The following is a 13850-nucleotide window of genomic DNA, read 5'->3' on the forward strand; positions in this document are numbered from 1 at the left end:
AGGAGAACGCCATGAAGTTCAAACACCAAGCCATCGCCGCGCTGCTGCTCGGCCTCGCCACGGCCCAGGCCCACGCCGCTGCTACCCATGAGGTGAGCTACGTCTCGCTGGGCACCCCCACCGTCAACTTCAACGAGCTGGCCGCGACCGCCTTCGACAGCGTCAGCCTCGACGGCCTGCTGGCCAGTGGTGGCGTGCAGTTCGGCGAGCGCTTTGCCGGCCAGGAACTGGCCGTGGCCAAGGCGCCCCGGCCGGGCGAGGTGGCCCAGGACTGGTTCGACGACCTCGGCTTCGGCACGCCCGGTGCGGGGCTGACGCTGCTGGCCGGCGCGGTCGGCGCCAACCTGGGCGCCTACCACTACGGCGATGCCGACGGCGCGGCGCTGTTCGGCGTGGGCCCGCTAGCCGGCGCCGCCGATGGTTTCGGTGCCATCTCGGCGCGCTTCGCATCGCCCGTGTCGGCGCTGGGTCTGCAGCTGCGCGATGCCGATGGCGGCTCGATCACGCTGAGCCTGTACCGCACCGACGGCAGCCTCATCGAGGCCGTTGATCTGAGCGGCCGCGGCGATGGCCGCTATGCCTTCGCACGCACGGGCGGGGCGGCCGACATCGCCGGCTTCTCGCTGACCAACCGCGACAGCTACTACGGCGTGTCGCTCGACAACCTCGTGCTCGCCGCCGCACCCGTTCCCGAGCCGGGCTCGGCCCTGCTGGTCCTGGGCGGCTTGCTGACCCTGGCCGTCGGACGCCGGCGCGCCCGCTGATTCCAACCACGACAACACAACGGAGACCATCCATGAACAAGCCCCTGACCCTGATCGCCCTGGCCGCCGCTTCCATCGGCACCGTCCAGGCTGCGAGCACTTCGCTGACCAACACCCAATTCGCCTTCACCGGCGTGAACGGCAACACGACGGTCGGCGGCTGGTCCTTCGTCAGCTTCGTCGACATCGCCGCGGGCACGACGATCTACTTCACCGACACCAACGTGCTGCAGACGACGCCGGCCGCCGGCGTGTTCTCGACGACGGCAGAGACCTTCTGGTCCTGGACGGCCAGCGCCAAGGTGAATGCAGGTACGTCGGTGGCGCTGCTGGGCACGGGCGTCAACGGCCAGTACGCGGCCAAGTCCGGCGCGGCCGGCGGCACTGCCAACGGCGTGGTCGTCAACCTGAACGGCGGCGCGTCAAACATCTCCAGCGGCGGCGACATCCTCTACGCCTTCCAGGCGGCGTCCTATGCGACGAACTACCAGGCCTCGGCCATCACCTTCCTGGGCGCACTTTCCAACCGCGGCACCTACACCTCGTCCGACAATCCCACTGCCGCGACCGGCCTTTCCGGCATCCAACTGCGCGAGTACAAGGTCGACGCCGCGACGGCGACGCGCTACACGCAGTTCACGGCGCAGGTCACGACCAACGACGCGCCTTTCAGCTCGATGGCGCAACTGAAGTCAGCCCTGGCCGTGAACGCCAACTGGACGACCATCGCCGGATCCAACTCGACGCCCATCGTCGCCGACGTGCTGGCCGTCACGGCCGTGCCCGAGCCCGAGAGCTACGCGTTGATGCTGGCCGGGCTGGCCGTCATGGGTGGCTTGGCGCGCCGGCGCCTGCGGGGCTGATCAGCGGTAGCGTGCGAGCACCCGCTCCACGCTGCCGTCGCTGACGAGGCGGTCCAGCACCGAGGCCAGCTCGGCGAAGGGCACGCCCGAGCGCGGCGAGAAGGCACAACGCGCATCGAATTGGTGGATGACCCAGGCGATGCGCACCGGCGCATTCGGCTGCTCGTGCAGGAAGAACTGCAGCGAGGTTTTCTCCACCAGCGCATACCGCACCTTGCCCGCGGCCAACCGCCGCAGGTTGGCTGCCATGCTGGGCACGTCGCTGCGCCTGAACCACTTGCCCAGCGCCTGTTCCGCCCGCGGGTAGCTGTAGCCCTGCACCGTGCCCAGGGGCTGGCCGGCGAGCTGCTCCAGCGTCTTGAGCGCTGGCGCGTCGGCATGCGCGGCGACGAGGCTGGCGTCCGGGATGAGGCCGCGCGTCCATCGGAAGTCGCCCTGCAGCCATTCCGGCAGCACGAAGCACACCGCATCGGCCTCGCCCGCCAGCAGCGCGGCGCTGACGCGCTTGGCGGGCATCGGCACGAAGCTGACCGGCCGGTCCAGGCCGGCGGCGATCAGTTCGCCCAGGTCCTTGACCATGCCGCCGACGAGATGCTCGCTGGCATCGAATTCGGCGATGGGCAGGGCGTTGTTGGTGGCCGCGACAAAACGCAGCGGCGGCAGCGACTGCGCCGCCGCCGTGCCCATGAGCACGGTGGACAGCAGCGTCGCCAGTCGCCTCACGGCGTGACCAGCTCCAGCAGCCGTTCCAGGCCGCCCTGGTTGATGGCGATGCGGGCCTGCTCGCGCACCTTGGGCTTGGCGTGGTAAGCCACCGACAGGCCGGCCGCTCCCATCATCGGCAGGTCGTTGGCACCGTCGCCCACGGCGATCGCCTGGTCCGGCGTGCAACCGATGCGCTCGCAGCACCGCAGCAGCATCAGCCGCTTCTGCTCGCCATCGCAGATGTCGCCCCAGTCCTGCATGACGACGCGGCCGGTGAGGGCGCCGCCCTCGATCTCCAGCTCGTTGCTGCGCACGAAGTCCATGCCGAGCTCCGCCGCGACAAAGCGCGTGAAGAAGGTGAAGCCGCCGGAGACGAGCACGAGCTTGAGACCGGCAGCTTTGAGCGCCGCGCACAGCTCGCGCGCTCCCGGATTGAACGTCAGCCGCTCGGCCAGCACGCGGTCCAGCACGCCGGCCGGCACACCCGCCAGGATCGCCAGGCGGCGGCGCAGGCTGTCCTTGAAGTCGGTGATCTCGCCGCGCATCGCGGCCTCGGTGATGGCGGCGACCTGCTCGCCCTTGCCGGCCAGCGCGGCGATCTCGTCGATGCACTCGATGCTGATCAGCGTCGAGTCCATGTCGAAGGCGGCGAGCTTGAAATGGGACAGCGGCGGCAGTGCGGGGCCGTCGCGCAGGACAAGGCCGTCGGAAGCAGGGGAGGTCACGGGGTCGGGAGAGTGCGGGCCATCGATGCCCGCATTATCCCGGTGCGCTCAAGCGCGGCGCCGGGCGGCCAGCAGCGCCAGGCCACCGAGCAGCAGGGCCGCGCTGGCCGGCTCGGGCACCGGGGCGGTCTCGACGTCGAGCTGGAAATAGGCCAGGTTGCTGATCGCCAGGCCGTGCATGTCCAGCAGCACGGTGTGGGCCGAGAAGCTCAGCCGCGACGCGTCCAGGCCGGCGATGTTGGTCGTCAGGAGCACGTTGGTGATGGCCGGGCCATTGGCCAGCAGGCCGAAATTGAAGCGGTTGACGGCGATGTTGTCGAAGCCGCTGCCGGGGCCGACATAGTCGTAGCGGATGCCGCCGGTGACGAAGTCCAGCGTCTGCGTCGGCGCGGTCAGCACCTGGCAGATCTGCGCGGCACCGGGGCAGCTCAGCTCGACGCTGCCGTCGACGAGGACGCTGTCCAGCGTGTGCAGGGCGGTCGTGCCGTTGTCGAAGTCGTAGCGCACCTCGGCCGTGGTGCCCATCAGGCCTGCGGCGCCGGCCAGGGCGGGCAGCAGGGAAAGCATCGCAAGGGCCAGATTCTTCATGGCGGAACTCCAGTCGGTGGACGGCGCAGTCTAGGGAGCGCCTTCGGCGCCTGCAGCCCCTAGCTTGCGCATTGAGACGATCCAGAGACGCTGGCGGCGCAGAGTTCATTTACCTGTTACGCGGAGCTCTCGCCATGTCACGCCTTATGTCACCCTTGCTTGCCAGCATCGCCGCAGCCGCCCTGATGCTGGCGCTCAACCCGCACGCCGCCGCCGCGGGCTTGAGCCTGCAGGTCGGCGACTTCCACGCCGCCGACTGGAGCGTGCTCCAGATCACCGACGACGGGCCGGCGGATGCCAACATGGTCATCGACGCCAACCTGGGCAACCCGGGCTCGCATTGGGTGATCAGCTACGTCACGCCGAGCAGCCCCGGCCTGTCCAGCTCGATGAACCGGCTGGGCGCCTTCTATACGGCGCTGGCCTACGACCCGGCGCAGTCCGGCGCGCTGCAGAGGCTGGAATTCAGCGCCGACGTCCGCGGGCTGTCCAGCAGCTTTGCCTTCGACACGCTCGGCAGCATCCGCCCGGCGCTGATGCAGAACGGCGTGACCTACACCGTCGTCGGCAGCGACCTGGTGACCGGCAAGGCCATGATCCAGCCCGACTACCTGTCGCAGCAGTGGTCCTTCGCGGCCGTGGCCGCCGACTGGGTGCCGCCGGTGGCCGGATCGGCGCAGCGCCCCGACTTCAGCGCCGGCGCCCTGCCGATCTACGTGGGCTTCCGCTACACGCTCGGCACCAGTTGCAACAGCGTCAACGGCTGCACCGGCGGCAGCGCCTTCCTCAGCCTGGACAACTTCTCGGCCACGCTGACGCCGATGGCCGCGCCAGTGCCGGAGCCCTCGACCTGGATGTTGCTGATGGCGGGCCTGGGCCTGACCCTGCTGCGCCGACGTCAGGCCTGAAGCACACTGCGGCATGCTCAAGCTGCTCGGAGTGCCGGCCTGGCAGGCCGGTGCCGCCGAAACACCGCTGCCCGCCACGTTGCCGGGTTGCCTGCTGATCCACCTGGCCTGCGCAGGCCAATGGGTGGAGCGCGGCCAGCTCGCCGCGCTGTTCTGGCCGGATGCCGAGCGCGAGCAGGCCCGCCACCATTTGCGCATCAACCTGCATCGCCTGCGCCAGCTGCTGGCGGGCTTCGGCCAGTCAGATGCGCTGGTGGCCGAGCGCCAGCGCGTCTGCCTGCAACTGCCCCACGATCTGGCGCTGCTGGAGATGGCCTGCGCCGAGGCCGATGGCGCCGAACTGCTGGCGCGACCGGCCGCGGGCTGGCTGCAGGGCTTCCGGTTTTCCGGCTTCGACGAGTTCTGGTGTTGGGCCGACGAACATGGCGCCGTGCTGCAGCGCCGCTGGGACGACGCCGCCGCCCGTGCGCTGCGGCGCGCCGGCAGCGCCGCCTGGCAGGCGCCGTTGCGGGCGCTGCTGGAACAGGGCGGGGCGCCAGTGCCGGCGGCCGACGAGGTGCTGTGCGGCCGGGCCGACTGGCTGGGCCAGGTCCGCCGCGACACTGCACCGGCCCTGGTGCTGATGGGCGAGGCCGGCGTGGGCAAGACCAGCGTGCTGAAGGCGGCTTTCCCGGGCGCGCCGCTGCTGCAGGGCCGCGAGGGGCTGGCGCAGATGCCTTACCGCCCCGTCGTCGAGCTGCTGCTGCCGCGCCTGGACACGCTGCGCGCGCTGCTGCGCCAACCCGAGCGCGGCCTGGCCGCCTACCGACTGGACCTGGCGCGGCTGCTGCCGGAATTGGCCGTCGACGAAGCCCTGCCGCCGCTGGACGCGCTGAGCGCGCGCGCCCGCCTGCTGGAAGCGCTGGCGCGTGTGCTGGAGGCCCTGGGCCCGGTGCTGCTGGTCGACGATCTGCAATGGGTGGACGCGGCCAGCCTAGAGCTGTTGGCCCTGTTGAGCCACCGCGGCCGGCTGCGCTGGCGCGCCGCCGCCCGGGGTGAGGAGCTGGCGCCCGAACATCGTCAATGGCTGGCCCGGCAGCAGGATCTGCGCTGCCTGGCCTTGCCGGGACTGGCGCTGGAGGCCGTCGAGCAACTGCTGGACCGCGCCGGCCAGAGCGCTGCCGACGCGCCCGTGCTGCTGGCGGCCAGCCACGGCAATGCCTTCGTGCTGGGCGAGCTGCTGCGGGCGCGGGCCGAAGGGCTGGCCGTGTCGCCGCGCGTGTCCGAGTTGCTGCTGCGGCGCTGGCAGGCCCTGAGCCCCGCGGCCCACGGCCTCATCGGCGCCGCGGCCGTGCTGGCGCGGCCGTTGCCGCTGGCGGTGCTGGGCGCCGTCGCCGCCGTGCCCGATGCGGAGCTGCTGCCCGCGGCGCGGCAGGCCCTGCAGGCCGCGCTGTTGCGCGAGGAGCCGGACGGCGCCTTGCAATGCCGCCACGACCTGGTGCGCGAGGCGGTTCTTGCCGTGCTGCCGGCCTTCGAAGCGCAGTCGCTGCGCCAGCGCGGCGCGCTGGCCTTGGGCGCTCGTGCCGAAGGGGCCGCCGAACCCCTGGCCGTCGCGGCGCTGTGGGAGGCCGCCGGCGAGGCGCAGACGGCGCTGGCCTGGCTGCACCGTGGCGCGGCCCAGCAGAAGCTGCGCGGCCGCTACGACGAAGCTGAGGCGCTGTGGCAGCGCATCGCCACCGAGTCACGCGAGCCAGCCCTGGCATTGCAGGCGCGGCTGAGCCTGGCCGAATGCGCGCTGCTGCATGACCTGCCTGCCGGTCGCCAGGCGCTGCAGCAGGTGCTGGAGCTGGTCGGTGCGGTGGCGGACCCGGCGCAACGTGAGCAGATCGAGGGGCAGGCGCTGTCCGGCCTGGTCGACAACGCCGTGTTCTCCGGTGACCTGGCACACGCGGCAGCATTGGCCGATCGCCTGCGCCCGCTGTTGCCGCGCCTGGCGCTGGCCGAGCGCTGCAATGCCTGCGAGGTGCTCATCGAGCTGGCCATGCGAGAGTCCGACATTCCGGCCGCCTGGGCATTGCTGGGCCAATTGCGGCAACTCGCACCGGCGCGACCCTCGCTGCTGAGCTACGAAGGCCAGATCCATTGGTTCGGCGGCCAGGTGCGGGCCGCGCGCGATGCCTTCGAGTTGCTGCTGGAGCACCACCCCGACTTCTGCCGCGGCCTGACCATCGAGAGCGACCTCGGGGTCATGCTGCAGGCGCTGGGCGAGCTGGAGCGTGCCGAGCAGATGGCGCGGCGCAGCCTGCTGAGTTGGCAGGGCGTGGCGCACACGGAGACCTTGTCGCTGCTGATGCTGGGCCTCACGCTGACCAGCGCCGGTCGCTACGGCGAAGCGCGCGGCGTGCTGGATCGCGCGCTGGAACTGGGTCGTGCCCAGGGCTCGGCGCTGTTCGAGGCCGAGGCGCTGACGCGGCGCGCGAGGCTGTATTGGCAGAGCGGCTGCCTCGATCTCGCCGAGGGCGACCTGGCCCTCGCCGAGCCGCTTCTGGCCGGCAGCCGCGATCCTCTGCGCGTGTCGCACCTGGCCTGGCTGCGCGGCCTGCTGCGCGAGGCACGGGGATTGGCGCCCGACCCTGCGTTGGCCGAGCGCGTGCGCGGGCTGCTGCCGCGCAGCCAGCACCCGCTGCTGTTGATCCGCCTCGCGCGGCTGGACCTGCTGGCCGGCGATGCGGCCGCGGCGGCGCGCCAGGTGGCGGTTGCACGCGACGCCGGCCTGCTGGAGCCGTTGGCCGAGGGCCTGCTGCTGCAGGCCGGCAGGCTGCCGACGCCCGAGGCCCGGCCGCTGCTGCTGGAGGCGGTGGAGCTGTCGCAGCGCCGCGGCTTTGCCGAGCTGCTGCGGCGCGCCGATGCAGCGCTGCAAGACCTGGCCGCGCCGGCCGGGGCTGGCCTCAGCGCGGCCGGCTGAGCCGTCCGCGCCGCACCGCGAACAAGGCCAGGCCACCGAGCAGCAGGGCAGCGCTGGCCGGCTCGGGCACCGGGGCCGCCACCAGATTGATCTGGAAGTAGGCGTCCGCGCCTGCGTGCAGGCCGCGCATGTCCACCTTCAGCTCGTGCGCGCCGAAGCTGACGCGCGAAGCGTCCAGGCCGGAGATGTTGGTGGCGACCGTCACGCCCTGGATCGCCGTGTCATCGCCGTAGAGCGATGTGAACTGGAAGCGGTTCTGCTTGACGTCGAGGAAGTCGGCCCCGCTGGCACCGTAGGAGAAGCGGATGGCGTTGTCGCTGATGTCCAGGCTCTGTGCCGACGACAGCACGCCGCAGTAGTTCGCACCGCCGGAGCAGCTCAGCTCGGTGCCAGCGGTCACCATCACCTTGTCCAGCGTGTTTTCCGTCTGCGGCCCGTTGACCACGTGGTAATGCACGTTCACCGTCGAATCGAGCAGGCCCGACGCGCTGGCCAAGGTCGGCAGCAGGGCGGCCGCTGCGAGCAACTTCATCATGTGGGTCTCCAGGAGGAATGGGCGGCGCAGTCTAGGCAGCCGCCCGGCCCCCTTCGGATCCCTAGCTTTGCTTCAAAGGTTGCCCAAGTAACCGCAAAACCTCTCTCACCGCCTGAGCGCGGTCCTGTGGGCTGCTGAGCATTTTTTCAATCCGCAGCTTCTCGTTGCCGACCAGCTTGATGTTGCGGTTCTTCTGCACCAGCTCGATGACGCGCATCGGGTCGATGGGCGGGTTGGGGCGGAAGTTGATGTTGATCAACGTCGGTGCCGCGTCGATCTTGCTGACGCCGTAGGGCTTGGCCAGCACGCGCAGGCGGTGGGTGTCGAACAGCGTCTGGCCCTGCGTGGGCAGCTTGCCGAAGCGGTCGGTGATTTCCTCCAACATCGCGTCGATCTGCTCGTTCTTCTCGGCCGTGGCCAGGCGCTTGTAGAGGGACAGGCGCACCTGCACGTCGCCGCAATAGGCATCGGGCAGCAGGGCGGGCGCGTGCAGGTTGATCTCGGTGGTGGCGGCAAAGGGCGACAGCAAGTCGGGCTCGCGGCCGGCCTTCAACGACCGCACGGCTTCGCTGAGCATGTCGTTGTAGAGCTGGAAGCCCACCTCCATCATGTTGCCGCTCTGGTGCTCGCCCAGCATCTCGCCGGCGCCGCGGATCTCCAGGTCGTGCATGGCGAGATAGAAGCCCGAGCCGAGTTCCTCCATGGCCTGGATGGCGTCCAGGCGCTGCAGGGCCTGCTTGGTCAGGCCCTGCATGTCCGGCACCATCAGGTAGGCATAGGCCTGGTGGTGACTGCGGCCGACGCGGCCGCGCAGCTGGTGCAGCTGGGCCAGGCCGAACTTGTCGGCACGGGCAATGATGATGGTGTTGGCGCTCGGCACGTCGATGCCGGTCTCGATGATGGTCGAGCACAGCAGCAGGTTGTGCTTGCCGGCGACGAACTCGCGCATGACGCGCTCCAGCTCGCGCTCGGGCATCTGGCCGTGGGCGATGACGATGCGCGCCTCGGGCACCAGCTCCTCGAGCTTCTGGCGCCGGTTCTCGATGGTCTCGACCTCGTTGTGCAGGAAGTAGACCTGGCCGCCGCGCTTCAACTCCCGCAGCACGGCCTCGCGGATGGTGCCGCTGCTCTCGGCTCGCACGAAGGTCTTGATGGCCAGGCGGCGCTGCGGCGCGGTGGCGATGACCGACAGGTCGCGCAGGCCTTCCAGCGCCATGCCCAGGGTGCGCGGGATGGGTGTGGCCGTCAGCGTCAGCACGTCGACCTCGGCGCGCATGGCCTTCATGGCCTCCTTGTGGCGCACGCCGAAACGGTGCTCCTCGTCGATGACGAGCAGGCCCAGGCGGTTGAACTTGACCTCGGCGGACAGCAGCTTGTGCGTGCCGACGACGATGTCCAGCGTGCCGTCGGCAATGCCCTCCATCGCCGCCTTGATCTCCTTGGCCGAGCGGAAGCGGCTCATCTCCGCCACCTTGACCGGCCAGGCGCCGAAGCGGTCGACGATGTTCTGGTAATGCTGCTCGGCCAGCAGCGTCGTCGGTGCCAGGATGGCGACCTGCTTGCCGCCCATGACGGCCACGAAGGCCGCGCGCAGGGCCACCTCGGTCTTGCCGAAGCCGACGTCGCCGCAGACCAGGCGGTCCATAGGCTTGGGCGAAATCATGTCCTGGATGACGGCGTGGATGGCGGCGCGTTGGTCGGGCGTCTCCTCGAAGCCGAACGAGGCGGCAAAGGCCTCGTAGTCGTGGCCGGAGTACCTGAACGCATGGCCTTCTCGCGCAGCGCGGCGGGCGTAAAGGTTGAGCAGCTCGGCGGCGGTGTCGCGCACCTGCTCGGCGGCCTTGCGCTTGGCCTTTTCCCACTGGCCCGAGCCGAGCTTGTGCAGCGGCGCTTCCTCGGCCGACACGCCGGTGTAGCGGCCGATCAGGTGCAGCTGGGCCACCGGCACATACAGCGTCGCCTTGTCGGCGTACTCCAGGTGCAGGAATTCCGAGCTGCCGTCGCCCACGTCGATATTGACCAGGCCCTGGTAGCGCCCGATGCCATGGTTGATGTGCACGACGGGGTCGCCCACCTTCAGCTCGGACAGGTCCTTGATCAGCGCATTGACGTCGCTGACCTGCTCCTGCTTGCGCCGGCGCCGTGTCGTCGGCATCGTCGCGAACAGCTCGGTCTCGGTGAAGAGCTGAACTGGCTGCTGCGCGTCGTTCCAGAAGAAGCCCGTGGCCAGCGGTGCGGCGGTGATCGCGTACTTCTCATCGCTGGCCTGGAACTCGGCCAGGTCCTTGACCGAGGGCGGTTCGATCTTGCTGTCGCGCAGCTGCTCCAGCAGGCTCTCGCGGCGGCCTTCGCTCTCGGCCAGCAACAGCACGCGATGCGGCGTCGCCTTCAGGTGGGCGGCCAGGCGGGCCAGCGGTTCCTGCACGCCGCGCTCGACGCTGATGTCGGGCAGCGGCCGCGCGAAGTCCACCGGCTCGGTGCCACGCACCGACAGCACCGCATGCGGCTTGGTCAGGCCGAAGAAGTCCTCGGTCGTCAGGAAGATCTCGGCCGGCGGCAGCAGCGGCCGCTCGGGGTCGTGCTGCAGGAAGCGGTGGCGTTCCCTGGTGTCGGTCCAGAAGCGCTGGATGGCTTCGTCGACCTCGCCGTGCAGGGCCAGGCCGGCCTCGCCACCGAGATAGTCGAAGACCGTGGCCGTCTGCTCGAAGAACACCGGCAGGTAGTACTCGATGCCGCCCGAGGCGATGCCTTCGCCGATGTCGCGGTAGATGCGCGCCTTGCTCGGGTCGCCGTCCATCTTCTCGCGCCAGCGCTCGCGGAACTTCTTGCGTGCCGCCTCGTCCATCGGGAACTCGCGCCCGGGCAGCAGGCGCACGTCGGGCACGGGGTAGAGGCTGCGCTGGCTGTCGGGGTCGAAGGTGCGGATGGAATCGACCTCGTCGCCGAACAGGTCGACGCGGTAGGGCACGGCCGAGCCCATGGGGAAGAGGTCGATCAGGCCGCCGCGCACGGCGTACTCGCCCGGCTGCACGACCTGGCTGACGTTCGTGTATCCAGCCAGCGTCAACTGCGAGCGTAGCGAGGCTTCGTCGAGCCGTTGCTTTTGCCTGAAGTTGAAGGTGGTGCCGGCCAGAAAACTGGGCGGCGCGAGGCGGGTGAGGGCAGTCGACGCCGGCATCAGCACCACATCAATGCTTTTCGTCTTTTTGCTTTGCAGCAGTTCCCACAGCGTCGCCAGGCGCTCGGAGATCAGGTCCTGGTGGGGGCTGAAGCTGTCGTAAGGCAGGGTCTCCCAGTCGGGGAAGACGGCGACCTTGAGCTCGGGGGCGAAGAACTTCAGCTCGTCTTCCAGCCGCTGGGTGTCGCCCGGCTCGGCGGTGAAGATGGCGGCCAGGCGCCCGGCGTCGCGCTGCTGCCGCACGAAGCGTGCAAGCAGCAAGGCGTCGGCCGAGCCGACGGGGCGGGGGTGGGTGAACTTCTTGCCGGGTTGAACGACGGGCAGCGAGGGCAGAGTCATCGGGGGGCCTGTTGGCACTACGGGAATCGGTGCGAGAGGGTCTGCGCGGATGCAGGGCTAGGCGTGCGGCGCCGCCTGGGCTCATGCCCAGGCCAGGCGCGCAACAACGCCATGCGCCCGCGCAGATCCTCTCCCGAAGGGTTGTCACTCAAAAACCCGCGCGCGGCGTTGCGAAGCCTCGCTGGGGACGACCCCAGCTTCGTTTCGCGCCTTGCTCGCGGGCTTTTGAGTGGCAACGCACCCGATCCCCGTAGTGCCAACAGGCCCCACAAACGACAACAGCCCCGCAAAGGCGGGGCTCGGCCAAATTGTAGGGAAGCCATGCCCTTTGGCTGTCAGCAGGTCTATGGCTAGCATCGCGCCACTTCGAAACTGGAGACCTCATGCGTCGTCGCCTTGCCCTGAGCCTGCTTGTCGCCAGCCTGCCCGCCTGGGCCGCCCCTTCTGAGAGCGAACGCTTCCATCAGTGGTTGGATGCCCAGTGGGAACTGACGCTGCAGCGCCAGCCCATCCTCGCCACCTCGCTCGGCGACCCACGCTACAACGACCGCCTCGTCGACACCACGACCGCGGCTTACCGTGCCCAGGCCAAGCGCGAGTTGCAGGCACAGTTGAAGGACCTGGCCAGCTTCAGCAAAGCCAAGCTGGAATCCAAGGACCGCGTCTCCTACAGCATCCTCAAGCTCGACCTGGAGCAGAACCTGGCTGGCGAGCGCTTCCCGGACTGGATGCAGCCCATCAGCCAGATTGGCGGCTTGCCCAGCTTCCTGGCACAGATGGGTACGGGCCAATCCATCCAGCCCTTCAAGACGACCAAGGACTACGACGACTGGCTCAAGCGCCTGGCGCTGGCGGTGCCCTTGTTCGACGGCAGCATCGCGAACATGCGTGATGGCCTGAAGGCCGGTGTGACCCAGCCGCGCGCGGTCATGGAAAAGGTGTTGCCGCAGTTGACGGCCCTGGCCGTGACCGACCCCGAGAAGAGCTTGTTCTGGGGGCCGATCAAGAACTTCCCCGAGGCTGTGCCCGCCGCCGACCGCGAGCGCATCACGGCCGAGATGCGCAAGCTGCTGTCGACGGGGGTGCTGCCCGCCTATGCCCGCCTGCTGGCTTTTGTGCGCGACGAGTACATGCCCAAGGCGCGCGCCAGCACGGGCTGGTCGGCCCTGCCCGACGGCAAGGCCTGGTATGCCCACCGTGTGCAGCAGTCCACGACGCTGAAGCTGACACCCGACCAGATCCATGCCATTGGCCTGAAGGAGGTCGCGCGCATCCTCGGCGAGATGGAGAGCGTGCGAAAGCAGGTCGGCTTCCAGGGCGACCTGAAAGGCTTTTTCAAGTACCTGCAGGACGACCCCAGGTTCTACTTCAGCAAGCCCGAGGACCTGCTCAACGGCTACCGCGATCTGCAGAAGAAGATCAACGGCCTGACGCCCAAGCTCTTCGACATCCAGCCCAAGGCCGACTACGAGGTCAAGGAGGTCGAGGCCTTCCGCGCCGAGAGCGCGGCCGGCGCGTCCTACCAGAACGGCACGACCGACGGCTCGCGGCCGGGCGTGTTCTACGTCAACACCTTCAACCTGAAGGCCCAGCCCATCTTCGGCATGGAGACCCTGTCCCTGCACGAAGCCTCGCCCGGCCACCATTTCCAGATATCCATCGCCCAGGAAGACACGACGCTGCCGGCCTTCCGACGCTTCGGCAGCAACTACACGGCTTATGTGGAAGGCTGGGCGCTGTATTCGGAGAGCTTGGGCAAGGAGCTGGGCCTCTTCACCGACCCCTATCAGTGGTACGGCCGTCTGTCGGACGAGCAACTGCGCGCCATGCGCCTGGTGGTAGACACCGGCCTGCATGCCAAGGGCTGGACGCGGGAGCGGGCCATCAAGTTCATGCTGGACAACTCCTCCATGGCCGAGAGCGATGTCGTCTCCGAGGTCGAGCGTTACATCGTCTGGCCCGGCCAGGCGCTGGGCTACAAGATCGGCCAGCTGGAGATCACCAAGCTGCGTGCCGAGGCGACCCAGGCGCTGGGCCCGAAGTTCGACGTCAAGGGCTTCCACCGCGTCGTGCTGACCGCCGGCCAGGTGCCGCTGCCGGTGCTGCGCGAGTTGGTCATGGAGTGGGTCGCCAAGCAGCGCTGAGCGCGGCGGCGGATCTCCGCCGGCGGCGGCCGCATCGCGCCTTGCCTGGCGGAAATCCGCCGAAACGGCGAGGGTGTTGATCGCGCGTCACCCTGGCGCATGGGCGTGCACGGTCTTGGCACGCAAGCTGCTCAACCTGGGGCACACAACCTCAGGA

Annotated in this window: 10 protein-coding genes; 5 read left to right on the forward strand and 5 right to left on the reverse strand. The window is 69.4% G+C overall.

The features are described 5' to 3' along the window. Positions 1-11 precede the first annotated feature (11 nt). Together ASC95_RS03375 and ASC95_RS03380 are read left to right on the forward strand one after the other, a co-directional pair. Positions 12-764, forward strand: coding sequence for a PEP-CTERM sorting domain-containing protein (locus ASC95_RS03375; protein WP_157255930.1), 753 nt, complete (start codon positions 12-14; stop codon positions 762-764). A 32-nt stretch (positions 765-796) separates the two neighbouring features. Further along, positions 797-1627, forward strand: a complete 831-nt coding sequence (locus ASC95_RS03380) for a PEP-CTERM sorting domain-containing protein (RefSeq protein ID WP_057296347.1) — start codon at positions 797-799, stop codon at positions 1625-1627. Here the strand turns inward: ASC95_RS03380 and ASC95_RS03385 are convergent, their stop codons facing one another. The 3 genes from ASC95_RS03385 to ASC95_RS03395 are packed head-to-tail and all read right to left on the reverse strand — an operon-like array spanning position 1628 to position 3645. Beyond that, the gene (locus ASC95_RS03385; protein WP_057296348.1) at positions 1628-2350 is read right to left on the reverse strand and encodes an ABC transporter substrate-binding protein; all 723 of its coding nucleotides are present in this window, start codon (positions 2348-2350) and stop codon (positions 1628-1630) included. After that, the gene (gene serB / locus ASC95_RS03390; protein ID WP_057296349.1) at positions 2347-3057 is read right to left on the reverse strand and encodes a phosphoserine phosphatase SerB; all 711 of its coding nucleotides are present in this window, start codon (positions 3055-3057) and stop codon (positions 2347-2349) included. The genes ASC95_RS03385 and serB overlap by 4 nt, the downstream gene beginning before the upstream one ends. Positions 3058-3105: 48 nt before the next feature. After that, complete coding sequence (locus tag ASC95_RS03395; RefSeq protein ID WP_057296350.1) at positions 3106-3645, reverse strand: PEP-CTERM sorting domain-containing protein; 540 nt, start codon at positions 3643-3645, stop codon at positions 3106-3108. A gap of 134 nt (positions 3646-3779) precedes the next feature. Between ASC95_RS03395 and ASC95_RS03400 the strand changes: the two genes are divergently transcribed. Together ASC95_RS03400 and ASC95_RS03405 are read left to right on the forward strand one after the other, a co-directional pair. After that, positions 3780-4553, forward strand: coding sequence for a PEP-CTERM sorting domain-containing protein (locus ASC95_RS03400; protein WP_082567451.1), 774 nt, complete (start codon positions 3780-3782; stop codon positions 4551-4553). A 13-nt stretch (positions 4554-4566) separates the two neighbouring features. Then, positions 4567-7497, forward strand: coding sequence for an ATP-binding protein (locus ASC95_RS03405; RefSeq protein WP_057296352.1), 2931 nt, complete (start codon positions 4567-4569; stop codon positions 7495-7497). On the opposite strand, the gene ASC95_RS03410 is transcribed toward ASC95_RS03405, so the two are convergent. After that, a complete protein-coding gene (locus tag ASC95_RS03410; RefSeq protein WP_057296353.1) occupies positions 7481-8032 on the reverse strand; it encodes a PEP-CTERM sorting domain-containing protein in 552 nt (183 codons plus the stop codon). The genes ASC95_RS03405 and ASC95_RS03410 overlap by 17 nt on opposite strands. A gap of 61 nt (positions 8033-8093) precedes the next feature. After that, positions 8094-11549 (reverse strand): transcription-repair coupling factor, encoded by a 3456-nt coding sequence (gene mfd / locus ASC95_RS03415; RefSeq protein WP_057296354.1) that lies wholly within the window; start codon positions 11547-11549, stop codon positions 8094-8096. A 383-nt stretch (positions 11550-11932) separates the two neighbouring features. Between mfd and ASC95_RS03420 the strand changes: the two genes are divergently transcribed. Continuing rightward, a complete protein-coding gene (locus ASC95_RS03420) occupies positions 11933-13693 on the forward strand; it encodes a DUF885 family protein (RefSeq protein ID WP_057296355.1) in 1761 nt (586 codons plus the stop codon). Positions 13694-13850: the final 157 nt, after the last annotated feature.

The organism is Pelomonas sp. Root1217 (assembly GCF_001425705.1).
Lineage (GTDB): Bacteria > Pseudomonadota > Gammaproteobacteria > Burkholderiales > Burkholderiaceae_C > Pelomonas.

Bases quoted from the DNA above. Each gene is read 5' to 3' on its own strand.
- ASC95_RS03375 (WP_157255930.1), top strand. From the start codon at position 12: ATGAAGTTCAAACACCAAGCCATCGCCGCGCTGCTGCTCGGCCTCGCC.
- ASC95_RS03380 (WP_057296347.1), top strand. From the start codon at position 797: ATGAACAAGCCCCTGACCCTGATCGCCCTGGCCGCCGCTTCCATCGGC.
- ASC95_RS03395 (WP_057296350.1), bottom strand. From the start codon at position 3,645: ATGAAGAATCTGGCCCTTGCGATGCTTTCCCTGCTGCCCGCCCTGGCC.
- ASC95_RS03400 (WP_082567451.1), top strand. From the start codon at position 3,780: ATGTCACGCCTTATGTCACCCTTGCTTGCCAGCATCGCCGCAGCCGCC.
- ASC95_RS03405 (WP_057296352.1), top strand. From the start codon at position 4,567: ATGCTCAAGCTGCTCGGAGTGCCGGCCTGGCAGGCCGGTGCCGCCGAA.
- ASC95_RS03410 (WP_057296353.1), bottom strand. From the start codon at position 8,032: ATGATGAAGTTGCTCGCAGCGGCCGCCCTGCTGCCGACCTTGGCCAGC.
- mfd (WP_057296354.1), bottom strand. From the start codon at position 11,549: ATGACTCTGCCCTCGCTGCCCGTCGTTCAACCCGGCAAGAAGTTCACC.
- ASC95_RS03420 (WP_057296355.1), top strand. From the start codon at position 11,933: ATGCGTCGTCGCCTTGCCCTGAGCCTGCTTGTCGCCAGCCTGCCCGCC.